Source organism: Rhodospirillales bacterium (assembly GCA_023898785.1).
Taxonomy (GTDB): Bacteria; Pseudomonadota; Alphaproteobacteria; order Micavibrionales; family Micavibrionaceae; genus TMED27.
On the sequence record CP060239.1, the window covers coordinates 1747713 to 1770041 of the forward strand.

The following is a 22329-nucleotide window of genomic DNA, read 5'->3' on the forward strand; positions in this document are numbered from 1 at the left end:
GGCAATAATCTTTGTTGAGAACAAATCAGAAACGGAATTGTTATGAAGAAAGATTTGATTGTTGCTCTTAACAATAGTTTTGAGGGCGCTGCGCATACTGAAGATGGTTTGACATATTGGTATGCGAGGGATATTCAGAAACTACTGGATTATTCGAAGTGGGAAAATTTTTCATCGGTTGTTATTAAGGCAAAAGAAGCTTGTCAAAATAGTGGACAGTCTATTGCGGACCATTTTGCCGACGTCAGGAAAATGGTTAAGCTTGGCTCTGGTTCTGAAAGAGAGATTGATGACATAATGTTAACACGTTATGCGTGTTATCTGATCGCACAGAATGGTGATCCCCGAAAAGAGGTTGTTGCGTTTGCACAAAGCTATTTTGCAATTCAAACCAGAAAACAGGAGCTTTTAGAAGAACGGCTTGAGCATCTTGAACGGCTTCATGCCCGTGAAAAGCTTACTGAAACCGAAAAACAGTTATCCGGGACGTTGTATCAGCATGGTGTGGATGACAGGGGTTTTGGAATTATTCGTTCTAAAGGAGATCAGGCGCTTTTTGGTGGGCACAATACGCGGAGTATGAAAACACGTCTTGGCGTTAAAAAAGGGCGTCCGTTGGCAGATTTTTTACCGACAGTGACACTCAAGGCGAAAGAGTTTGCTGCGGCGATTACGGATTTTAACGTTCGTGAGCGTTCTATGTATGGAGCTGATCAAATTGGTCGTGAGCATGTTAAGAATAACAAAGATGTTCGCGGGGTTTTGGCAAAGAATGATATTCAACCTGAAAGCCTTCCTGCTGCAGAAGATATAAAGAAGGTTGAGAGAAAGCTTAAATCTGAAGATCAGAAAATTTTGAAAAAAGAAGATAGTTTGCAGAAGATTAAAGATGCAAGCTGATTCAATTTCCGCTATGGCTGTGCCGCAACCCCCATATTTAGAAGGTCTTAATGATCCGCAACGCGAAGCGATTGAGACGCTGGATGGACCTGTTTTGGTGCTGGCTGGTGCAGGGACGGGCAAGACGCGGGTGCTGACCACGCGTTTGGCGCATTTGCTTAATACGGGCCGGGTGTATCCATCGCAAATTCTGGCAGTAACCTTCACTAACAAGGCCGCGCAGGAAATGAAAGAACGCGTAAGCGGCCTTATGGGCGGACAACCCGTTGAAGGTTGGTGGCTGGGCACGTTTCACTCGCTGGCAGCGCGGATGCTTCGGCGGCATGCGGATATGGTGGGTTTATCAAGCAATTTTACGATCCTTGATCCCGATGATCAGGTGCGTCTTTTAAAGCAGATTATGGAAGTCAATGGGGTCGATCATAAGAAATGGGCGCCCAAGGCTATGATCAGTTTTATTGATCGCTGGAAGGACCGGGGGCTTAACCCACCTCAGGTAAGCGGTGATGATGTTGGCGATATTGCCGGGGGCAAGTTGCCGTTGCTGTATGAGATTTACCAGCGGCGCTTGCGGGAGATTAATGCGTGTGATTTTGGTGATTTATTGCTCCATATGATTACGATCTTGAAAGACCCGGCCAATAAGCATGTGCTCGACGAGTATCACAATCGTTTCCGCTATATCATGGTGGATGAATATCAGGATACCAATGTGGCGCAATATTTGTGGCTGCGGTTGCTTGCACAGGGTCATAACAATATTTGCTGCGTGGGGGATGATGATCAATCGATCTATGGCTGGCGCGGGGCGGAAGTCGGTAATATTTTGAAGTTTGAAAAAGATTTTCCTGGTGCGCAAATTATCCGGCTGGAACAAAACTATCGCTCGACCAACAATATTTTAAAGGCTGCTCATGCAGTGATTGCCAATAATGACGGGCGGCTTGGAAAAGAGCTGTGGTCGGAAGCCGGGGAAGGCGACAAGATTCAGGTACGAGGCCTGTGGGACGGTGAGGCCGAGGCTCGCTGGGCCGGTGAAGAAATTGAGCAGCTTCAACGTAAGGGGCAATCACTCAATGGTATTGCTGTTCTTGTGCGCGCGGGCTTTCAGACGCGCGAATTTGAGGAGCGGTTTATCAAGCTTGGTTTGCCGTACAAAGTTTTAGGCGGGCCACGATTTTATGAGCGGATGGAGATTCGCGATGCGCTGGCTTATTTGCGGGTGATTGTGCAACCAGCGGATGATCTGGCGTTGGAGCGGATTATCAATAAACCCAAGCGTGGACTTGGTGATACAACTGTGCAAACGCTGTACGCGTACGGGCGCAGTCATGGAATTAACCTGTATGATTCGATTATGGACCTGACGCAAACCGATGAACTCCGGCCTAAGGTTAAAACGACGCTGATGAAATTGCTGGATGATTTCGGGCGTTGGCGCTCGCTGGTTGAGACAATGGATCATGCGGAGCTGGCGGCGCAGGTTTTGGATGAGTCGGGCTATATGCAGATGTGGAAAGAGGACAAGACGCCTGAAGCACCTGGCAGGGTGGAAAATTTGAAAGAGCTGATTTCCGGGATGCAGGAATATGAGGCCTTGCCGGAATTTTTGGAGCATGTGGCGCTGGTGCTGGAAAATCAGGATGCTTCGGGCGGCGAATTTGCGACGATTATGACGTTGCACGGGGCGAAGGGGCTGGAGTTTGATTGCGTATTTTTGCCCGGCTGGGAAGAGGGCTTGTTTCCATCCCAGCGCTCTATGGATGAAAATGGGTTGAAGGGGCTGGAGGAAGAGCGGCGTTTGGCCTATGTCGGGATCACGCGGGCGAAGAGACGCGCTTATATTTCTTTTGCCGCCAACCGGCGGATGTATGGAAGCTGGGTGAACGCGATCCCATCGCGCTTTATTGATGAGTTGCCGAAAGAGCAGACGGAGGTGCAGTCCGATCTGGGGCTGGCCGGTAGCGGGCGGTCATCGCATTGGGATAGTTCGGGGTTTGCACCAAAAGTTCAGAAGCGGCAAGTTGCTTCACAGACTCATGATCGCAAAGTGATGAGCGAAAGCGGTACAGTTTTTCAACGCGGGGATCGGGTGTTTCATGATAAATTCGGTTACGGCAAAATCGTCAATATCGACGGTCATAAGCTCGATATTGCGTTTGAAAAATCAGGCAAGAAGCGCGTGATGGATAGTTTTATTGAGAAGCCTGATTAAAACCTGCAGGCTTGGCTGGATATTTTGTTTGAAACCCGCCATATTGGAGGGGTTGTTTTGGAGGCTTATTATGAGCATGAAGAATAAAATTGCGACTGTGTTTGGCGGGACGGGGTTTGTCGGGCGGCAGATCGTGCGAGAGCTTGCGGCGCGCGGCGTAGCGGTTAAGGTTGCTACGCGGGTGCCGGAGCGGGCCTATTTTTTGAAGCTTGACGGCAGTGTTGGCCAGATTGTTCCGGTTGCCTGCGATTATAATGATGAGCAAAGCGTAGCCAAGGCAGTAAAGAATTCTGATTATGTAGTGAATTGCATCGGCGTTTTGTTTGAGCGCAAGCGTGGGGATTTCAAGCGGGCGCATAAAGATATTCCGGCGATCATTGCCAAAGCTTGCGAGGAAGAGGGTGTGCAGCGGTTTGTGCATATTTCTATTCCGAATATAGAAAATGATGCATCACGCTATGCCAGCACAAAATATGAAGGTGAAAAGGCGGTCCAAAAGGCGTTTCCCAAAGTATCAATTTTACGGCCGAGCGTTGTGTTTGGTCCGGATGATGATTTCTTCAATAAATTTGCTGAATTGATGCGGTTTTTTCCTGTTTTGCCGTTGATTGGCGGGGGAAAAACCAAGTTTCAGCCGGTCTATGTCGGGGATGTTGCCGATGCGGTCATAGCCGCATTGGAAAAGCCAGAGGCGCAAGGTCAGATTTATGAGCTGGGCGGGCCGGATATTGTGAGTTTTAAAGAGATTTATGAGATTCTTTCTCGCTATACCGGGCGCAAAAGGTCTTATATCTCTTTGCCGTTTTGGTTGGCCAAGGTGCAAGCGGTTTTTATGGGGCTTATGCCCAAGCCGTTGCTGACCTGTGATCAGGTGGAATCTCTGAAAACGGATTATTTGATTAAGCCTTCTGCGCAGGGTTTGTCTGATTTGGGCGTAAAAATCACAGGGATGGATACGATTTTACCAACCTATCTTGAGAGCTATCGTTCCGGTGGGCGTTTTGCTGCGCTTCATGGGCATTAAATTATAAGGATTTCACAAAATGCGTGTTTTGACTTTATTTTTAGCGATGGCGGTTTTTGTTGGCGGAGTTGTTTCCGCGCACTGCGCATGGGCGGCGCGTTCTGAGAGCATTGCCGTGGTGGTGAATGAAGATGCTATCACGATGTCGGATGTGAATGATCGGATGGCATTGATTATCGCGTCTTCAGGTTTGCCAAATAAAAAAGATGTTCAGGAAAAATTGCTGCCGCAAATTATAGGTTCGTTGGTAGAGGAACAGGTGCGTTTGCAGGAAGCGCGGCGGCTCGATTTGAATGTTAGTCCGGAGGATATTGCGCAAGGGTTTGCCGCTGTCGCGCAGCAGAATAATATGTCGGCGGAAGAGTTTCGCAGCATGATTACACGCGGCGGCTTGAATATCCGTACGCTGGAGGCGCAGATTCGTGCACAGATAGCCTGGAGCAAGGTTGTACAGGCAAAGTTGCGGCCACAGGTCGTTGTTTCGGATAGTGATGTTGATAGTTACTTAGAGCGTTTGAACAACAATACGGGCAAGCCAGAGTATCTTGTGTCCGAAATTTTCCTGCCGTCTGTCAGTGCGCAAGAGGAGAGTGAGACGCAGCAATTGGCGTATAAACTGGTGCAGGAAATTCGCAGCGGTCAGGCACCATTTTTTAAGGTTGCGCAGCAATTTTCACAATCAGCCGGAGCACCGCAAGGTGGAGATTTGGGCTGGATTGCGCAAGGGCAATTGCAGCAAGAGCTGGATGAGGTTTTGGCGCGCATTCCCCAGGGGCAAGTGAGTGATCCAATTCGTAGCGCTTCGGGGTATCACATCCTTAATGTGCGCGACCAGCGTTTAATCGCAGTTGAAAATCTGCCGGGCCGTGAGCAGGTGATGGGTGTGATTGGAATGCAGCGTTTAGAGCGTTTGCAGCGTCGCTATTTGATGGATTTGAAATCTGCAGCCTTCATTGAGAATCGTCTTGCCCAGTGATTTGCCGGTTTTTGAATTAGAGGCTTTACCGCCTTTGCGTGAAGTGATCGCGCAGCATGGTTTGCGGGCGGAAAAGGCGTTGGGACAAAATTTTCTGTTCGATCAAAATATTACCAATAAAATCGTGCGTCAGGCCGGGGATTTGTGCGGTAAAACTGTGATTGAGATTGGGCCGGGGCCGGGCGGTTTGACGCGCTCTTTGTTGCTCAGCGATGCGAAGAAGGTGATTGCGCTGGAATTTGATCTGCGTGCGGTGGCAGCGTTGAGTGGGCTTGTCGAGGCCGCGCAAGGGCGGTTACAGGTGGTGCATGCGGATGCTCTGGCTACGGACTTAACGGCGTTGTGCGCCGGCCCTCGTGTCATTGTCGCCAATTTGCCGTATAATATTGCCACGCCTTTGCTTACTGGCTGGCTCGCGCAAATCCGAGGCGATTCCGGCGTTTATGATGAAATGATCCTGATGTTTCAAAAAGAAGTGGCGCAGCGCATTGTTGCGCCGGTTGGGGGAAAATCTTACGGGCGTTTGTCTGTGATTAGCCAATGGCTGTGCGAAGTGCGGAGATGTTTTGATTTGCCGCCGAGCGCTTTTACGCCACCACCGAAGGTGAAATCGAGCGTGGTGCGTTTTGTTCCCAAAGCGTTAGCGGCGGATGCGCCGGAATTTTCGGCTGTGGAAGCGGTGAGCGCCGCAGCGTTTGGTCAGCGGCGCAAAATGATCCGTTCCAGTCTTGGCGATTATGCGGATGCGGTTGCTGCGTTGGGGCTTGATCCGACTGGGCGCGCGGAAACCTTGAGTCCGGTGGACTTCATCCAACTTGCCAAATATTGACATAATATACGCCTTGTGGTACTTCCTCCAAAGGTTGTATGGGAGTAAGAATTATGTCTGAGATAACAAAATATTTTTATGAAGGCACATATCCAGTAACAAAAGACTCGAAGAATCGGGTAGCTATGCCAAAACCCCTACACGATGTTTTCTTACAAGCGCGTGATTCCGATGATTATATTTCCTCATATAAACCAGGAACCAATAGAATCCTTTTCCTTCCCCGAAAACTTTTAACAGACTTGTTTAATACACAAGATCTAAGAGAAATATCACCTCACATAAGACCTTTTTCTACTAAGTCACTAGGACGTTTTGTATTACCGAAAGATCAGGTTTTGTTCCTAGATATTTCTGACAGTAGAGAATTAATTATGACGGGGAATCATGATTATTGGTCTCTTTATAAACAAGAGGTATGGATGCGTCATTTTGAAAACATTACAAACCACCCATCAAACCCCGGACAAAGTCCGAAAGGCCTTGAACCCGGCGACGTTTGAGGCGCTCGGCATCCAGAATAAGCTGGGCCTGGGTGATTGCTTTTTCGACATCGGTATTGATAATTACGTAATCATATTCGGTATAGTGCGACATTTCATCGGCGGCCTTGGCCATGCGGCTGCGAATTTGATCTTCGGTCTCCTTTGTATCGCGGGAACGATCACGCAGGCGTTTTTCCAGAGCCTGATTGGAAGGAGGCAGAATAAAAACCCGGACAAGATCTTCGGCGGCCAGTTCAAAGAGTTGCTGCGTCCCCTGCCAGTCAATATCGAAGATTACGTCCTGACCGCTTGCTAGCGCTTTTTCAACAGGAGCGCGCGGTGTACCATAATAATTATCAAAAACTTTGGCATGTTCGAGCATTTGCCCATTGTCGATCATATCGCGGAATTCGTCCTGAGAGACAAATATGTAGTCCTGGTTATGGACTTCCCCGGCGCGGCGCGGTCTTGTGGTTGCCGAAATAGAAGGAGTCAGGTTTTCATTGTTTTTCAATAGCGCGCGCGTGATGGTTGTTTTGCCAGCCCCTGACGGGGAAGACAGAACATACATAAGACCGCGGCGTTTAAGAGTTTCCAAGTTTATGAACCTTGTGTTTTTGAGGTGGCGTTCGTGTTTCTCCGGTCAAATTTAAGCATCCTGACGCAGGCGGCGCAATGCAAAATTGCCTGCAATTGTGCTGAGTAAAATTTGTTTTAATGTTTTGATCTGTGATACCAATAGTTCGTTCATGGGGTTTTTTAGTATGATTTTTGAGTCAGGGAAGAGTTTTGGTAAGAATTTCAGAAATTTAAATAATTGGAAAATATTTTAACGTGATTGAATTTTATTAGATATGAGTGTTAAATGATTATGGGCTTAAGATCTGCATATTGAGTTTTCCTTTTGTCAAACTGATCTTAATCTGCGTGATTTCTGGTTGTTTTGTTAGCATTTTGAACTCAGGAATAGGATAAAAGTGCCTAGGGATATAAAAAAAGTCGAAAAAAATGTTGAAGTCGCAGCTAAGATGTTGAAAGCCTTATCGAATGAGCGACGTTTGTTAATCGTGTGCATTTTACACATGGGAGAGAAGAGTGTTGGCGCGCTGGAGGAAGTGATTGGTCTTAGTCAGTCCGCGCTTTCTCAGCACCTTGCACGGTTACGCAGGGACGGTATTGTAAAAACCCGTCGGGATGCGCAGACAATTTATTACTCCTTGAATTCTGGTGAAGCGGAACAAATTCTTGCCTGTTTGCACGATATCTACTGCGATGAGGATGCCTGCTGATTCGTTTTTGTGTTTAATGTGATGATTTCGCGGCGCTTTTTGGGCTCTCTCGCATTGTCAGGTGTTGTAGCAGCGTCTCAATATCTAAATCCTGTAGATTGTTCTTTTGCAACACTTTGACGTTCTCGCCTTTTGGGGCGTGGCGGGTTGGGTTGCTGGTTACGGAAAACAAGACAAGGCATGGACAGGCGGTGGCAGCGATCAGGTGCATCGGGCCTGTGTCGTTACCGATGGTGGCGGCTGCGTTTCGTCCTAGCGTGGCAATTTGTTCTAAAGTTGTTTGATTGGTTAAATTCAATGCTTCGGGGCAGGTGTTTGCGATGGTTGTTGTCGCTGCGGCATCGGATTCGGTGCCGATGAGTACAGGTTGATAGTTCATTTTTACAAGTTGTTGTGCGAGCCGGGCATAATTTTCGGCGGGCCAGCGTTTTTGCGGGTGCTGCGGTGCGCAACCAGGTACAAGTAATACGTACGGGTCTTTGAGGGTGAAGTTGGAGAGATCGCCGTTCATCCAATCAAGACGATCGATTTTAATATCACTTATTTCTGCAAGTGCTAATGTTTGTACGTGTCCGTCGAACGCATGCCCGGCTGTACGTTTCGGCGATGTATTGCGGTGAGAGGCTCCGGGCGCGGCGCCGATCCATTCTGGCTTATTTTTGAAGAGTTTGAAGTAAAAGTTGGTGCGATCGTTGTTTTGCAGGTCATAAACACGGGTAAATTTGCCATCGTTTAAACGTTTGCGCAGGGTAGCCCAGCCTTTGAAATTTAAAAGTTTTGGCCGCGTGTCGAGCCATACTTCGTCAAAATAGCCGCATTTCCTTGCAAACCCTTCAAAGGCCCGCGTGGTCAGAATTGTGATATGTGCGTCTTTATGGTGCTCACGGATTGCCGCCATAGGGCCGAGTGCCTGGATGAAATCACCCAGCGCGCTGAGTTTGATGACCAGGATTTTTTGCTTGTTGGTGTGATCCGGCATTTAAAGTCCTGTCTGGGCATAGCTTTTTTGTTGGCTATGAAAGGGATATTCGCCGCTGGACGGGGCGATTTCACCGCGCAAGAGTTCAGCGTATACATCAAGAGTTTTGTCGGCCATTTGCTCTTTTGTAAAATTGGCGGCGATGTGAGTCATGGCTCGCGTGGCAAGCATAGAGCGCTGTGTCGGGGTGAGGGCCAATGCATCTTCGATGGCGGCTGCCAGCGCTTGCGGATTAGAGGGTTCGACCAGCCAACCGGTTTGACCGCGTAAAATTGTTTCTTGGGCGCCGCCGTGGTCAGAGGCAACGACAGGGCGGCCCATGGCCTGGGCTTCGACGGGAACGCGGCCAAAACCTTCTGGATCTGTGGATGGGCAGACAACAACCGTTGAGAGCATATAGGCGGCGGGCATGTCGTTGCAGTGATCGACGATTCGCACGCGGCCTTCCAGTCCCTTGGCGGCGATTTGTTCATCAAGTTCCTTGCGATACTCTTTACGTCCCTGATCCGAGCCGATAATAACGCAGAACAGATCCTCTCTTTGAATGCGTTCTAGTGCATTTATGAGAACAGAATGACCTTTCCAGCGTGTGATACGTCCCGGGAGCATTACGATATTAGCGCCGTCAGGAACGCGCCAGCTTTGCGCGAGGGCGATCATGCGCTGGGGCGTTACAGCGGTGGGATGAAAGCGTTCCATCGGAATGCCACGCGGGATCAGGCGAATTGTACGATTATCCAAATTATAATTTTTGCGCAGATAATCGGCGACATAGTTTGAAATCGCGATGACGCGCTCTCCTTGCGCGATTGAGCTGTTATAGAATTTTTTGGCTTCACCGCTGATATTATAGGGCGCGTGGCATGTGGTTATGTAATGAGCCGATGTTTTTTTGCAGGCATAATAAGCGCTCCACGCCGGGGCGCGGCTGCGAACATGAACGATGTTGACATTATACCGCTCGATAATTTTGCGCAGGGCGGTGATGTTGTGCCACATGACGAGCGGGCTTTTGGAATGAACAGGCAGGTTGATGTGCACCGCACCGATGCGTTCAAGTTCGTGGACCCGGCTGCCGCCATTTGATACTATAATGGCCTGTGCGCCGCTTGCAACCAATTCAGCAGCAATATCAATACACCCTTGCTCCGCGCCACCGGGGCCGAGTTCAGGGATAATCTGCATAATGACAGGTTGGATTTGGAATGCGTTCATAAACAGCCTTTGCGGAATATTAACTCAGGGGGTGCAGCTACACACAAAACTTGCGTACTGGCCACATTTGCCTAGATCGTTTATCTATATAGGCAGGACATCATTTTCGCAAGATGATCATCAATAAGGATAAGAGAATTTATGACAAATTTATCGCTGCAAAGTGCTTCTGAGCCTCTCTCTACGTTGAAACGCGAAGGTAAGTCTGACTTGGCTTATGTGTATATTCCGCCGGGCCCAGCCGGGGAGGCGTTGCCGCTGGTCATGTTTTGCGGAGGATATCGTTCAGATATGAATGGAACCAAGGCCTTATATCTGGAAGAACGCTGTAAAGCACGGGGGCAGGGCTATGTGCGTTTTGATTATAGCGGCCATGGCGCTTCGGGTGGTGAATTTAATGAGGGTACGATTGGCGCCTGGTTAGGCGATGCAGAGGATGTTCTGGATCATGTTGCCAAGGGGCCGGTTCTTGCCGTTGGTTCGTCTATGGGGGGGTGGATTGCGCTTTTGCTGGCGCAGGCGCGCGCCGGGAAGGTTCAGGGTGTGGTCGGTATAGCGGCAGCTCCAGATTTTTCAGAGGAGTTGTTTGCGCGTCTTGCGCCTGAGCAGCAAGATGAGATGAGGCGCGCCGGGTTTGTTGAAGTTCCCAATGATTATAGTGATGAGCCATATTATTATAGTCGAAGTTTTTATGAAGAAGCCAAGGCTCATCTGCTTTTGACCGGGCCGCAAGTTGCCGATTATCCCATTCGTTTGATCCAAGGCATGAAGGATAAAGATGTTTTGTGGGAAACGGCGGCGAAGATTCAGAAGAATTATAGTAGCGGCGATGTCGATATTGTCTTCGTTGATGACGGGGATCATCGACTTTCACGGCCTGAGGATCTGGAGTTGATTGATCGCGAAATACGAGCTTTGAATGAGGCGTTGTCCTAAAAGGGCTAGAACTTACTTTATACGCGCAAGAAAACCATGGGGCTTGCCCCATGGATGTAGCGCCTCCGGACCAACGAGTCCGGACAAGCGCAGCTTGAATTAGAGTGATACCACGGGCCTTGGCCCGTGGAGGTTCACTTACGTTTGTATTGCATTTTCTTGCTTTGCGAACCAGCACGGAAAGAAACGTCCTTCGAAGATTTTTCCATGTAGATGGCTTCTTCGTTTACAAATGGTCCCTTTCCGAAGAGTTTTAAGATCAGGAAGAAGGCGGTAAAGATGCCGGCAAAGGCAAGTCCGGCATAAAAGGCTTTGATGGTCAAAAGAGAGTCTATTGTCGCCCATGTTTCAGGGGCTGTGCTTTCAACTACGCTTTTGTAAGACGCTTCATCATATGTTGTCCAGATAAAGCCCAGTGCGCTGAATTTGAATTCTTTTTTGAGAAGGTCAATTGAGAAGACACCGGGATTGAGATGTTCATTGTAAAACAGGTAAAAATCATGCCCCAGAGCAATGAAAGCAGGGATGAGAAGCAGGAAGATAACAGAAGCGCGCATTTTTGAGCTCGTAGCGTTAGATTATAAATTAAACAGTAGTCTATCAGTGAATAGGCGTTTCGCAAAGAGGCTACGCACCCTCTTGCACTTTTGTATGGATACGGTTAATGTGCGCCGACTTAGGGCCTTAAACAGGCGTTAATCAAAAAGGTGCTGTGGCCGAGTGGCTTAAGGCGCACGCTTGGAAAGCGTGTGTACGTTTATAGCGTACCGAGGGTTCGAATCCCTCCGGCACCGCCATTTTGTCTCTTAAAAACCTCTGTTGACATAAGTATAATTTTTGCTGTAGAAACTGTGCCATTAATTGGCGGAGAAAAATAATGGCTCATTTACATGGTATTCGTATTTCCGGAAGGAATTTGCTTGCTGCTTTTCAGGATGCAGGGGACCGGGTTCCTCCTATGGAGCAAGCTTGCCAAGCGGCCCTGCTTCTTATGGGGGACGAAGAGATAACCTATACGAGGTTGCTTGCTGCTTTTAGAAAAGTGAAACCTGTGTATTTTCAACCGAGTAAATGTGAGAAAGCGTATGCTTTGCTTGATGAAAGAGTACAAGCTTTTGTTCAGAGAAGAGAATTAAGCGTTGAGTAATTGATCCGGGGCTTTGGCATCTTCTAAAATTTCGATCATATCTTTGGTTAGCATTTCGCCCTGTTTCTTCTTTTTTAAGACTTCGCGGGCTTTGGTGTATTCTGGCGCGTGCCAGAAGACGAGGCAGCCGTTGCAGCCCTTGCCGCAGCATCCTTCCACGCCAAAGCGGGGGGATTTAAAAACTTTGCCTTCGTTGTCGTTGTCTGTGGCTTTTTGCAGGGCTTTGCGTCCTTCAGTAAATGTGGCCTTGCGTCCTTTGCCCAGTTCTAGATTTTGCACGGTTTTATCAAGCTTGAGGCGCTGGGCCTGGACTGCGCTCATCGGCTTTTCTTTGCGCACGATGGTCATCGGTGGGAAATGGGTTTTCAGGTCTGTAATATTTTCATGTTCGAACAGGCTGAACGGTACGCGGATAATGGTTTCCGGCGCGGCGTTGACGTGGTCGGTAATTTTACCGTTTGTTGCATTTTCGAATTCATAGATGCGCAGCAAGACCGGATCATGACTTGAAGGGGGGATGAATTCGAGCACGTCGCCGGTTTCGATCTTATTTTTGACTTTAATGAGGAAAGCATTCTCGGTAATTTCGGCGACTTGGCCACCGAATTCGAAGGCTGAGAATGAGCCGGTATTATCATAGCCATGGGAGAGATCGGTCAGCCGTCCATCATGGAAGGCCAGCGTATAGCCGCGGTTGGGGACGGTTTCAAGTTCGGCCATAAAGGGCTTGGGGTCCCAGTTTTGCGGGTCTGCATAATAGGAATCGATGGCCATGCGGTAGGCCCGCGCAACCACGCCGACATAATAGGCGCTTTTGTTGCGTCCCTCCACTTTGAGGGAATCAACACCAATGCGCAGATAGTCATCGAGCTTGGGCATCAGGCAGAGATCCCGGGAATTGAGGATATACGCACCGCGATCGTCTTCTTCGAGTTGCATATATTCGCCGGGACGGTAGCCTTCTTCGAGGAAAAACTCGAACATATCCTGGTTGTCTTCAGTGATTTCGAGATCTTTGGTTGTGCCGTCCTTCATGCGTACGTGAAGTTTGTATTTCCAGCGGCAGGAATTGGCGCAATTGCCTTGGTTGGCACCGCGCTCGGACATGAAGTTGGAGAGCAGGCAGCGCCCGGAATAGGTCATGCACATCGCGCCGTGGACGAAGGCTTCGAGCTTTATGTCATCGCATTTTTCGCGGATTTCCTTGAGTTCGGCGTAGGTGACTTCACGGCCCAGTACGCACAAGGACGCCCCGGCTCTTTGCCAGAAATTGACCGAGAGCCAGGAACAGATATTGGCCTGAGTTGAGATGTGGAGTTCAAGCTCGGGGGCTTGTTCCTTGACGAATTGAAACACGCCGGGATCGGCGATGATCAGGCCGTCTGGCTTCACCTTTTTTACGGTGTCCAGATATTCGGGCAGTTTGGCAATGTCTTTGTTATGGGTGAACAGGTTGAGGGTCAAATAAACGCGCTTGCCGTGGGCATGGGCGAATTTGATGCCTTCAACGACCTCATCGAGGGTAAAGGCCGATTTGGTGCGCAGGGACATATCCGGCGTGCCCAAATATACCGCATCGGCGCCGTAAAGCACCGCGATTTTGAGCTTTTCCAGCGATCCGGCGGGCATGAGCAGCTCGGAGCGCCGTTTCGGAATAATGTTTTCGAGTTTGGCCATAACCCGCGCACATAATCATATTCAGCTCTTCGCGTAAAGTTTTTATACGTGTTGGCCGGCCGCATAACCTGAGGACCATGCCCATTGGAAATTGAAGCCGCCCAAATGTCCAGTAACATCTACGACTTCGCCGATGAAATACAGGCCTGGCTGGGCTTTGGCCTCCATGGTTTTGGAGGATAATGCACTTGTATCAACGCCTTGTCGGGTGACTTCGGCGGTGCGGTATCCCTCGGTGCCGGCGGGTTTAATGTGCCAGCCATTGGTGGTGGCTGCGAGTTTTCTTAGCGTTTTATCAGGCAGGTCTGCGAGGCGGCCATTTATGTTTTCAGCCTCGCAGATGCTTTGCGCGAGGCGCTGGGGTAGAATATGGGAGAGTGCGGTTTGAATGTCTTGTTTTCCTTGCGATGTTTTGCGTTTTTTTAAGAATGCGAAGACATCTGTTTCGGGAGCGAGATTGATAGCGATTTCATCGCCTTCACGCCAGTAGGATGAGATTTGCAAGATTGATGGGCCGCTGAGGCCGCGATGGGTGAAGAGCAGGCCCTCGCAAAAAGTGGTTTGATTGCAGGTGACGCTGGCTTTGACTGACAGGCCGCTTAAGGCGCGGCAGCGCTCCAGCAATGTGGTTTGAAATGTAAGGGGTACGAGTGCGGGGGCGGTTTCTATGACATTGATGCCGAAGCGCCGAGCGACATCGTAGCCGAATTTGCTGGCACCGATTTTGGGAATTGACAGGCCGCCCGTCGCAATGACAAGGGATTGGCAGGCAGCGGTTCCTCGTGAAGTGCTCAGGTAATAGTGGTCTTTAGCGTATTCAATGGTTTCAACGGTTGTTTCATTATTGATTTTAACGTCTGCTTTGCTGCATTCACTCAGCAGCATGTCGATAATTTGTTGCGCAGAATCGTCGCAGAAAAGCTGGCCGAGTTTCTTTTCGTGATAGCCAATACCGTGTTTTTCAACCAAAGCAATGAAGTCCTGGGGTGTGAATTGCTTGAGTGCGGATTTGCAAAAATGCGGGTTTGTGGAGATGTAGTTTTCGGGCTTCGTATGGATGTTTGTGAAATTACAGCGCCCGCCGCCGGAGATGCGGATTTTTTCCGCCAACTTTGCGGCATGATCGATCAGCCAGACTTTGCGGCCGCGCTTGCCTGCTTCGATGGCGCACATTAACCCGGCTGCGCCTGCTCCAACAATGATTACATCATATTGGGTTTTCATGTTTTGCGTTGTATCATAATTTCATGGATTGGGTGGTTTATATTTTAAAGTGTGGTGACGGGAGCCTGTATACGGGTATTACCAATGATTTTCCTGCACGTGTGGCAGCGCATGAGGCGGGAACGGCTGCGAAATATACGAAAGGGCGCGGGCCGTTTGCGCTTGTGTATCAAGAGCTTTGCGAGGATCGTAGCGCGGCGTCCAAGCGTGAGATGCAGGTTAAAAAATTGAGTCGGGCGGAAAAGCTGCAGCTTTGTGGGCTTTAATAGTGTGGGGGTTTATTGCGTGCGGCGTACTCGGTTGCCGAGAGCGGTTTTTCGTTGTTATTGTCTTCTGCGGAGCTGCTGATTTTGTCTTGCAGTTTGCGGATTTGTTTTTTAAGGGCTTCGATATCACGACCTTGCGTAATGACCATATCGCTTAGATCATTAATCTGCTGTTCCTGATGGGCGAGGGTTTCTTCAACTTTATTGAGGGCGGTGTTGTTCATGAGGTGATTCTTTCATTTCTTCAAGTTCAAGCCATCGGGTTTCATAGCGTTCGAGCCGTGCTTGTTCTTCGGAGAGCGCCTTTGTTGCATTGTGGAAACCGTCTGGATCGCGTTTGTAAAAATCTGCATCGGCGAGTCTTTCGGATAGATCGGCAATTTCTTTTTCTGCTTTTTCGATTTTAGCCGGGAGTTGTTTAAGTTCGCGCTCAAGTTTATAGGTCAGGCGCTGGCGTTTGACTGGCAGCTTTGGTTTTTCAGCTTCTACCGGTTTTTCTTGCGGTGGTTTTTGTGCAGCATTTTTCTTTTCAGGTTTGGGAAAAACGCTTGCATTATGCTGTGCGAGGTAATCTGAGTATCCGCCGATGCAGCGCTCAATTTTGCCATCTCCTTTGAAGGTGAGAATTTTGGTGACGGTTTGGTCGAGAAAATCGCGGTCGTGGGAGACGACAATCAACGTGCCTTTATATTGTGAGAGGATTTCTTCGAGCATGTCGAGCGTATCCATATCGAGATCGTTGGTTGGTTCATCGAGAATTAGACAGGTTTTGGGGCTGGCCAGGATTTTGGCCAGCATCAGGCGGTTTTTCTGGCCGCCGGAAAGCTGGGAGACTTTATCTTGTGCACGTGATGGGTCGAACATGAAATCCTTCAAATAGCCGCAGACATGGCGTTGCTTACCCATGACGTCGATGTAATCGCCGCCGGAGGGAGAGAGAGTTTTTTTGAGTGTATCGGTGGGATCCAGGTCGCTGCGTTTTTGGTCAAAATAGGAAAATTCAAGCTCTTTGCGGGTTTTGACGCGGCCTTGGTCGGGCTGTAGCTCACCGAGCAGGAGTTTGAGGAAGGTGGTTTTGCCGGAGCCATTTTTGCCGAGAATGCCAATACGGTCGCCGCGCTGGATGCGCAGGGAGAATTTATCAAGAATTTTGATGTGTTTGCTGTCTTCCTCAAAGGATTTGCAGACATTATAGAATTCCGCGACGATTTTTGAATTGGTTTCGGTGTCCTTGAGTGGTTTGAGGTTTATTTTAGCAGTGGCGCGGCGATAGGCGGCTTCATCGGCTTTGAGCTGGTCGCGCATTTCGCGCATTTGTTCCAGCCTGCGGATATTGCGTTTGCGCCGGGCTTTGACGCCGCGGCTGGCCCATTCGACCTCCATGCCGACAGATTGTTTGCGGTTTTTCAGTTCGCGTTCTTCCTGTTCAAATAGCGCGGTGGACCATTCGTCGAAATATTTAAAACCGCGCGGGCTGATTTTGAGCTGACCGCGGTCAAGCCAGAATACCTGGTTGGTGATGTTGGCGAGAAAGGTGCGGTCGTGACTGATGCACATTAATGTGCCGCGATAGGCTTTGAGATAGGTTTCAAGCCATTCAATGGCTTCGAGGTCGAGATGGTTGGTCGGCTCATCCAGCAGCAGGATGTCAGGTTCTTCGACCAGCGCGCGGGCGAGTCCAGCACGGCGGAGCTGGCCGCCGGAAAGCCTTGTCATCTGGCTTTGCGGGTCGAGATGCAGGGCTTCGGTAATAATATCGACCTTATAGGTGTGAAGTTCTTTTTCTTCAGCTTTCATGTCGGTGAAGATAAAATCGAAGACGTTTTGGCCGTCCTGAGGGATAATATCCTGGTGCAGATAGCCGATGGAGACGCCGACGTCTTCCCAGCGCTCGCCATCGTCGAGGTCTTGCCTGCCAGTGATGATGTTCATCAGCGTGGTTTTGCCTGCGCCGTTCTTGCCGACCAGCGCGATGCGGGAGCCCTGATGGATATTGAAAGACAGGTTTTCGAATACGGGGGTTTCGCTATAACGGACAAGCGCGTCTTTAACGCTGAGAAGAAGTGGTGGCGGCATGGGGATTTATTTAACGGTAAAAACGGTAGTGAGCAACTTAATTTATGTCCAGTAGCAGCCGTGCGCCCTGGCTGGTTTGATTTTGTAAGACGAGATCGCGTTTTAGGCTGAGCGGCTGTTGGCTGGAAATGCTGAGCAGCGTTCCGGCTTCGGTTTGCTGCGCACTCATGATGTATGTATGGCCACCATGGCTGATGTTTTTGCTTGTGGGCGGTTGCCAGAGCGTGTCGTTGATGAGGATTTGAATATCTTGTGGGCTGTCGCTTTGCAAAATTTCATATTGTATATCTTCGTTCGTTTCTAAAATTAAGCGTGCGTGGCCGTCATGAGCCTTAAAGCGGGCTTGCTGAACGGTTGTTGTAAATTTTACCGGATCCGCCGGAGGTGTTAGCTTGGCAGTTGTTTCGGTTTGCGTTTCAGATTTTTTTGTTTCTTCGTTAATTGGTTGAACGACTTTTGCGGCTTTTGTTTCTTCTTTTTGTTCAGGGCTTTGTTCAGGCTTAAAGGGGCCGAATATTTCAGCAGAGTTTCCTGCCGCAGGTGCGATATCTTGTGCGAAAGGTCCGTAGGGCAGCTTTTGTTCAGGTTTTTCATTTTGTCCAAGTGTAAGAATTTGTGCGTATAGGTCATTACCATAGACAAACAGGTCGTCAGGGTTAATCGTTGTTTCATTGTCGAGGAGCCGGACGCCTTTATGGGAGGGGTCTGCTTGAATTTTGTAGCGGCCCGGTTTGATGAATTCGAAGGCGTAGTAACCGTCAAAGGCGCTGACGCTCTTACCAACTTTTTCATTGTTTTCGTCGAAGAGTTCTAGCGTTAGCCCTGCAACAATTCTGTCATTGTCACCACGCAGTACCGTTCCTTCAATTGCGCCGGTTTCTACGATTGGGAAAGAGACTTCGATGACACTGCCTTTAGCAGGCACGGCGCTGAAACCGTTTGTGGCCGGTATAAAATAAGGATCTTCCAGCGATGATGGATCAATTTGAAAATTGGTCAGACGATCGGCCGGGGCGTTGGCTATAATCATGCCATTTTCATCGGCTGTGATTTGTGAATTTGTGGTGCCGATTCGCAGGCGCGCATCCGGCAGAGGCTCATCGCCTTCTCCAAATACGCCATCTAGATCTTTATCGAGGAAGACTTGCGCACGTACTGGAGAGTATTCGCGTTTTTGATCGCTGCTAAAGCCATAGCGGCCATCGGGGGTGTAAGGGTTGAGGGATGTTGTCGCACGAAGGATAAAATCCCATCCTTCCCCGCGTTGGTAGCGGCTTTCGAGTGTTCCAAGTATCGTATCGAAATCATAGCCCACCTGTAGTCCGGCGTTGTAGTCGGATGTTTGGAAATTATGGCCAAGCGTCAAGGAGCCTTGATATTTTTCATCCGGGCGATAGCGTAATTCTGAATTAAAGCTGCCGAAATCGAATTTGGGATAAATATCGTAACCAAAGGTACCGCGCAATTGCCAGTCCTTTTCGCGCCATGTTGTTGTGAAGCTTCCGGTGGAGCGTTCGTGGCTATAATCATTTAATCGTGTTGATGTATTGTGGCTGAGCCTTAAACCTGCTCTGGACAATGTTTGTGCGGTATCAATTGTTGTGATTGGCAGGCTGGATTTACGTTCTGTATGTGTAGTATTTAGGCGCAGCCCTAACGGGAGGGTTGCTATTTTAAATGTTTTATTGAGTTGCGCTTTGGCTTCAAAGGTTTTGTGATTATTGCCGAACCCTGCATCCTGGCTTTCAAAGTCATTGAAGAATGCTGCACCAAAGTTGCTCCGCACACCAAGGAATTTAGTGATGTAGTCCAGAGCGAGGGCGTTACCTCCGCCGATTTCATTATAGGCTTCGGCGTCAACTAATCCTATCGGCGTACTTATTGACGCTCCTGCTGTCATATAGGTATGGTCTTTGTCTTGCTCGGGGAGCTGTGCATAGTTGCCGAAAACGGTAAGCCATTCGTTGACGCCGTAAGATGTTTCAAGGTTTTTGACGACACCGCGTGGTTCGGTACGCGGGGCGTTATCCAGCAGGATAAATTCTCGGTCCGCATCCAGAAAGCCTGCTTTATAAATGAAGGATCCCGGCGAAAGCATGTTGCCGCCAGCCGTGTAGCTACGTATGTCTTCGCGCACTTGTCCCTGTGGTCCGAACAGCAGGATTCTGATCTGGTTGTTGCCAAAATTCAGGGTGACATCCTCGAAGAAAAACTGGCCGTTATCCGGGACTGTGCTGAACTCGAGCAGCTCTTCGTTGTTATAAAGCTCTATCTCCCAGCCCGGTGGCCCAATGCCTTCTACTGTGATTTGACTGAATTCATTGAAGCGGTCCCGGTTATCATTGGAAATAATAAGGCCGCGTCCGTTTTCAGTATTGGATATAAGGTTACGTTGGCGCAAACTTACATCGGCGGTTTCGATACTACGAATGCCGGGGACGAGGTAGTCTTTGTCTGCGGATTTGCGGCTGAGCTTGAAGCGAATACTCTCTGGGCGTTCGAGTTTTTTATCTTCGTTCATGCCAATATTAGCAGAGAACTGCGCGATCATTTTGCCAAGCTGTTGGACGCCTGAGAAAATATTTGACCCCGTCAGGGTGTCTTCTTTGTCGTCATATGTGTAAAGCGCCTGAAAGTCCATGACTGGGGACCCGAAGAATTGGTAGGGGTGCTCGCGTTTTGGCAACTTCTTCTTAAGTGCTTCCTGTGTTGCTTTACGAGAGACGACTTTTTCCAGTTTTTCTTCGCGCTCTTTATCACGCATGAAGGATAGTTTTTCTTCTGTTTCGACGATGATCTTGAGGGCCGATAGGTCGATGCTCATGTCGACGGGCCAGATCTGGTTTAATACTTCGAGTTGAACGTAAAGATCATCGGTTGCCAGGTATTCCGAGATTAATATTGCATCGTCGTTTAGGACGGATCTTTGGTTTTTAATGATTATCTCTTTGCGACCGTGGTCAATGGTGAAGTTATTTTCTTCGCGGCCGGCAAAGCCTGTGGCGAGTCCTCGATCTTGTTCGGTGTCGATAAAGAAATTGAATCCGGCAGCCAGTTCGTTAATGGGTAAATAGTACTTACCACCGCGTTCATAGGCAAAAACTGCCTCTGAAATGCGCCATGTCGGAGGGAGCATGACTTCAAAAATAAATTCATTGGGAATGGTTTCTTCTTTGGCATGTGCATCGGGGGGCACGCTTATATACAGGCATGCAACGCTTAAGATAAGCGCCAGTAGGCCTTTTACGGCTTTGTAATAGATTTCAATGGTCTGTTTCCGTATCACTGAAACGTCCCTCGTCCATCTTTTGCGTTTTGCATAAAGCAGTTTCCGAAAGTGAAAACATGCTACCCGTAAAAGATATTAGCAAGCACTATGCCAATGTTGTGGAAAAGGGGATTTTTAGTATAAAATTCAGTCTATTGTAGGGTTGCTGTTGCCTCTGCGAGGGTTTTTCCCGCAAAGTCAGCATCGTTTGGATCAGCACGGTAAGTGATTTTTATGCTGCTACAGTTTGCTGCTGTATTTTCTGATAACGGAATATCAAAATCCAGGTTGCGCATATTTGTTTCTGTGTAAACGGCGATACCGCGCACCTGATGCAAAATAAGCTCTTCACCCTGATTTGTACAAGTGAAGTCAAAATCACCGTATATACTGCGGTTTCCTGTTCTGTCGAGCGTAAAAGCTACGTTCAAGCCCTTATCACTGCGTTTTAGCTGGGCGTTGGAAATGCTGGTTTCAACCTTTAAATCGCCGTGACGCACAAAAACAGGCAATGAAATGGCCGGTTGTACGGCTAGGCGCATTGCTTTTTTATTGCCTGGTTCTGCGTCGAATTTGGCCGGCTTGCTTTCAGAAACAATCCAAAGATGGGAGCGGTATTCTGCTTGCTGTATATTGGCTGGACGGCGCAGGAGCAGGCGAATTTGTTGGGAACCTCCCGGAGGAATTGTGACTCGGCGCGGAGCAAAACGAATCATGTCATCGGCCCAAAGAATATCGCTGTCGTCTTCGCCTTCTTTTATAACGCTCAGCCCTTTTCCTCCGCTCATTCTATATCGCCGCCAACCTAAACGGTAGGTTTGCGGTTCGGCGGTTGTGTTGATGATGGTTAGAATTTCAGAGCGTTTGCTTTCGTCAAAAACCACCCGTTTTAAGCTGACGCGAACGGCGTAAGCTGGCTGGCTGGTCAGCATGAAAACACTAAAGCCTAATATGAGGCATATCCCTACGATCCATACGCTTTTTTGTAGCATTGTGGCGTTTCTCGGCGGTGTTTTTTTTGTTTTCAGGCTCACTTGTAACCTTCCCTTTTTTAACCGTGCAAAATTTGCATCATTTTACTTTTATATTCAATATTTTAAAGAAACTCTACTGAAAATTTGCAAAAATCCTTGTTGTTCCAACATAAGTGCCTTCAGATTGACCTGGTTTTGTGTGAAGTGTTGCGCCAACAGGCACAGTGAAAGAGACTTGTCCGGCTTGGGGGGTAATTGTAACGCGTGTGCCGCCATCGGCAGAAACGAAGTTAAAATTATTTACTGTGACGTTGGTCAAGCCGTTGGTTAAATGTACGGCTGTGTCTTCTATGCTTATGGATACGGGAAAGGCGGAGCCTTTTATCCGCAAGCGTCCGACTTTCGGGGTGCCGCCGGCAAGGCTTAAAGAATTTCCGTCATCAAGAATTAAACGGTTTAAGGACGGGTTTATTGCGGCCCGGCCTGCTGCTTCAGGGTCCATGGCCAGTGTGCCAAAATCTAGGGATGTTGCGACCGTGACTTCAATGGCTCTTACAAGGCGTACGATAATCGGTAAAGTTGCAGTGCTGGCAATTACAGAGCGCAGGGCTAGAGCACTGAACATGCTCAGCGTAACAAGGCTGCCAGTAGCCAGCTTCTTTAGGCTATTTGGCACGGGTTTCTGACTATCTTTGCGCATGCATATCCTATGCTTTTTCCTGCGTTTATATGATGCCGAGCTTAACAATCGCGAATCATTCTAACATGGCTTGGCGATTAAATTAAAAATAAAGCCGACCATAATTGCACTTTGGTCGGCTTTATTTAATTTGTAATGAAAACGTAATG

General features: G+C 48.7%; 21 protein-coding genes and 1 tRNA gene. 11 read left to right on the forward strand and 11 right to left on the reverse strand.

Translation table 11 applies throughout. The annotated features are described in order from the left end of the window. The first annotated feature begins 42 nt into the window (after positions 1 to 42). The 6 genes from dinD (at position 43) to H6859_08860 (ending at position 6447) form a co-directional block, all read left to right on the forward strand. Positions 43 to 900, forward strand: a complete 858-nt coding sequence (gene dinD, locus H6859_08835; protein USO05247.1) for a DNA damage-inducible protein D — start codon at positions 43 to 45, stop codon at positions 898 to 900. Next, complete coding sequence (locus H6859_08840; GenBank protein USO05248.1) at positions 890 to 3115, forward strand: UvrD-helicase domain-containing protein; 2226 nt, start codon at positions 890 to 892, stop codon at positions 3113 to 3115. Before dinD ends, H6859_08840 begins: the two co-directional genes overlap by 11 nt. A 70-nt stretch (positions 3116 to 3185) precedes the next feature. Next, positions 3186 to 4139, forward strand: a complete 954-nt coding sequence (locus H6859_08845) for a complex I NDUFA9 subunit family protein (protein USO05249.1) — start codon at positions 3186 to 3188, stop codon at positions 4137 to 4139. A 19-nt stretch (positions 4140 to 4158) separates the two neighbouring features. Next, entirely contained in the window at positions 4159 to 5115 is a 957-nt protein-coding gene (locus H6859_08850) for a peptidylprolyl isomerase (GenBank protein USO05250.1), read from the forward strand. Further along, entirely contained in the window at positions 5099 to 5944 is an 846-nt protein-coding gene (gene rsmA, locus H6859_08855) for a 16S rRNA (adenine(1518)-N(6)/adenine(1519)-N(6))-dimethyltransferase RsmA (GenBank protein USO06740.1), read from the forward strand. The genes H6859_08850 and rsmA overlap by 17 nt, the downstream gene beginning before the upstream one ends. 53 nt (positions 5945 to 5997) lie before the next feature. Next, positions 5998 to 6447 carry a hypothetical protein gene (locus H6859_08860; GenBank protein USO05251.1) on the forward strand — a complete coding sequence of 150 codons (450 nt, stop codon included), beginning with the start codon at positions 5998 to 6000 and terminating at the stop codon, positions 6445 to 6447. On the opposite strand, the gene gmk is transcribed toward H6859_08860, so the two are convergent. Then, positions 6386 to 7000, reverse strand: coding sequence for a guanylate kinase (gene gmk / locus H6859_08865; GenBank protein ID USO06741.1), 615 nt, complete (start codon positions 6998 to 7000; stop codon positions 6386 to 6388). The genes H6859_08860 and gmk overlap by 62 nt on opposite strands. A gap of 457 nt (positions 7001 to 7457) precedes the next feature. On the opposite strand from gmk, the gene H6859_08870 reads away from it, so the two are divergent. After that, positions 7458 to 7718 (forward strand): winged helix-turn-helix transcriptional regulator, encoded by a 261-nt coding sequence (locus tag H6859_08870; GenBank protein USO06742.1) that lies wholly within the window; start codon positions 7458 to 7460, stop codon positions 7716 to 7718. 13 nt (positions 7719 to 7731) lie between these two features. Here H6859_08870 and H6859_08875 read toward each other — a convergent pair whose 3' ends face one another. Together H6859_08875 and H6859_08880 are read right to left on the reverse strand one after the other, a co-directional pair. Further along, positions 7732 to 8697, reverse strand: coding sequence for a glycosyltransferase family 9 protein (locus tag H6859_08875; GenBank protein USO05252.1), 966 nt, complete (start codon positions 8695 to 8697; stop codon positions 7732 to 7734). Beyond that, positions 8698 to 9912 (reverse strand): glycosyltransferase family 4 protein, encoded by a 1215-nt coding sequence (locus H6859_08880; GenBank protein ID USO05253.1) that lies wholly within the window; start codon positions 9910 to 9912, stop codon positions 8698 to 8700. 141 nt (positions 9913 to 10053) lie between these two features. Between H6859_08880 and H6859_08885 the strand changes: the two genes are divergently transcribed. Beyond that, the gene (locus H6859_08885; protein ID USO05254.1) at positions 10054 to 10848 is read left to right on the forward strand and encodes an alpha/beta hydrolase; all 795 of its coding nucleotides are present in this window, start codon (positions 10054 to 10056) and stop codon (positions 10846 to 10848) included. A gap of 134 nt (positions 10849 to 10982) precedes the next feature. Here the strand turns inward: H6859_08885 and H6859_08890 are convergent, their stop codons facing one another. Then, positions 10983 to 11405: a hypothetical protein gene (locus H6859_08890; protein USO05255.1), complete on the reverse strand. Its 423-nt coding sequence runs from the start codon at positions 11403 to 11405 to the stop codon at positions 10983 to 10985. A gap of 149 nt (positions 11406 to 11554) precedes the next feature. On the opposite strand from H6859_08890, the gene H6859_08895 reads away from it, so the two are divergent. Continuing rightward, positions 11555 to 11645 (forward strand) — tRNA-Ser (locus H6859_08895). Positions 11646 to 11725: 80 nt separating this feature from the next. Further along, entirely contained in the window at positions 11726 to 11995 is a 270-nt protein-coding gene (locus tag H6859_08900) for a hypothetical protein (protein ID USO05256.1), read from the forward strand. Here the strand turns inward: H6859_08900 and H6859_08905 are convergent. Both H6859_08905 and H6859_08910 read right to left on the reverse strand, forming a co-directional pair. Continuing rightward, positions 11981 to 13672, reverse strand: coding sequence for a U32 family peptidase C-terminal domain-containing protein (locus H6859_08905; GenBank protein USO05257.1), 1692 nt, complete (start codon positions 13670 to 13672; stop codon positions 11981 to 11983). The two genes, H6859_08900 and H6859_08905, sit on opposite strands and share 15 nt — an antisense overlap. 42 nt (positions 13673 to 13714) lie before the next feature. Next, positions 13715 to 14896, reverse strand: coding sequence for an NAD(P)/FAD-dependent oxidoreductase (locus H6859_08910; protein ID USO05258.1), 1182 nt, complete (start codon positions 14894 to 14896; stop codon positions 13715 to 13717). 23 nt (positions 14897 to 14919) lie between these two features. Between H6859_08910 and H6859_08915 the strand changes: the two genes are divergently transcribed. Beyond that, positions 14920 to 15162: a GIY-YIG nuclease family protein gene (locus tag H6859_08915; protein ID USO05259.1), complete on the forward strand. Its 243-nt coding sequence runs from the start codon at positions 14920 to 14922 to the stop codon at positions 15160 to 15162. On the opposite strand, the gene H6859_08920 is transcribed toward H6859_08915, so the two are convergent. From H6859_08920 to H6859_08940, 5 genes are all read right to left on the reverse strand, one after another. Next, positions 15159 to 15386, reverse strand: coding sequence for a SlyX family protein (locus tag H6859_08920; protein ID USO05260.1), 228 nt, complete (start codon positions 15384 to 15386; stop codon positions 15159 to 15161). The two genes, H6859_08915 and H6859_08920, sit on opposite strands and share 4 nt — an antisense overlap. Then, complete coding sequence (locus H6859_08925) at positions 15364 to 17238, reverse strand: ATP-binding cassette domain-containing protein (GenBank protein USO05261.1); 1875 nt, start codon at positions 17236 to 17238, stop codon at positions 15364 to 15366. The genes H6859_08920 and H6859_08925 overlap by 23 nt, the downstream gene beginning before the upstream one ends. 37 nt (positions 17239 to 17275) lie before the next feature. Continuing rightward, on the reverse strand, positions 17276 to 20524 hold the full coding sequence (locus H6859_08930; GenBank protein ID USO05262.1) for a hypothetical protein: 3249 nt from the start codon (positions 20522 to 20524) through the stop codon (positions 17276 to 17278). 134 nt (positions 20525 to 20658) lie between these two features. Further along, complete coding sequence (locus tag H6859_08935; GenBank protein USO05263.1) at positions 20659 to 21540, reverse strand: molecular chaperone; 882 nt, start codon at positions 21538 to 21540, stop codon at positions 20659 to 20661. A 73-nt stretch (positions 21541 to 21613) separates the two neighbouring features. Then, positions 21614 to 22180 (reverse strand): DUF4402 domain-containing protein, encoded by a 567-nt coding sequence (locus H6859_08940; GenBank protein USO05264.1) that lies wholly within the window; start codon positions 22178 to 22180, stop codon positions 21614 to 21616. Positions 22181 to 22329: the final 149 nt, after the last annotated feature.

What these genes read in the sequence shown, in the direction of transcription:
- dinD (USO05247.1), top strand. Translation starts at nt 43, where the DNA reads ATGAAGAAAGATTTGATTGTTGCTCTTAACAATAGTTTTGAGGGCGCT.
- H6859_08840 (USO05248.1), top strand. Translation starts at nt 890, where the DNA reads ATGCAAGCTGATTCAATTTCCGCTATGGCTGTGCCGCAACCCCCATAT.
- H6859_08845 (USO05249.1), top strand. Translation starts at nt 3,186, where the DNA reads ATGAGCATGAAGAATAAAATTGCGACTGTGTTTGGCGGGACGGGGTTT.
- H6859_08850 (USO05250.1), top strand. Translation starts at nt 4,159, where the DNA reads ATGCGTGTTTTGACTTTATTTTTAGCGATGGCGGTTTTTGTTGGCGGA.
- H6859_08860 (USO05251.1), top strand. Translation starts at nt 5,998, where the DNA reads ATGTCTGAGATAACAAAATATTTTTATGAAGGCACATATCCAGTAACA.
- gmk (USO06741.1), bottom strand. Translation starts at nt 7,000, where the DNA reads ATGTATGTTCTGTCTTCCCCGTCAGGGGCTGGCAAAACAACCATCACG.
- H6859_08870 (USO06742.1), top strand. Translation starts at nt 7,458, where the DNA reads ATGTTGAAAGCCTTATCGAATGAGCGACGTTTGTTAATCGTGTGCATT.
- H6859_08875 (USO05252.1), bottom strand. Translation starts at nt 8,697, where the DNA reads ATGCCGGATCACACCAACAAGCAAAAAATCCTGGTCATCAAACTCAGC.
- H6859_08880 (USO05253.1), bottom strand. Translation starts at nt 9,912, where the DNA reads ATGAACGCATTCCAAATCCAACCTGTCATTATGCAGATTATCCCTGAA.
- H6859_08885 (USO05254.1), top strand. Translation starts at nt 10,054, where the DNA reads ATGACAAATTTATCGCTGCAAAGTGCTTCTGAGCCTCTCTCTACGTTG.
- H6859_08890 (USO05255.1), bottom strand. Translation starts at nt 11,405, where the DNA reads ATGCGCGCTTCTGTTATCTTCCTGCTTCTCATCCCTGCTTTCATTGCT.
- H6859_08900 (USO05256.1), top strand. Translation starts at nt 11,726, where the DNA reads ATGGCTCATTTACATGGTATTCGTATTTCCGGAAGGAATTTGCTTGCT.
- H6859_08905 (USO05257.1), bottom strand. Translation starts at nt 13,672, where the DNA reads ATGGCCAAACTCGAAAACATTATTCCGAAACGGCGCTCCGAGCTGCTC.
- H6859_08910 (USO05258.1), bottom strand. Translation starts at nt 14,896, where the DNA reads ATGAAAACCCAATATGATGTAATCATTGTTGGAGCAGGCGCAGCCGGG.
- H6859_08915 (USO05259.1), top strand. Translation starts at nt 14,920, where the DNA reads ATGGATTGGGTGGTTTATATTTTAAAGTGTGGTGACGGGAGCCTGTAT.
- H6859_08920 (USO05260.1), bottom strand. Translation starts at nt 15,386, where the DNA reads ATGAACAACACCGCCCTCAATAAAGTTGAAGAAACCCTCGCCCATCAG.
- H6859_08925 (USO05261.1), bottom strand. Translation starts at nt 17,238, where the DNA reads ATGCCGCCACCACTTCTTCTCAGCGTTAAAGACGCGCTTGTCCGTTAT.
- H6859_08940 (USO05264.1), bottom strand. Translation starts at nt 22,180, where the DNA reads ATGCGCAAAGATAGTCAGAAACCCGTGCCAAATAGCCTAAAGAAGCTG.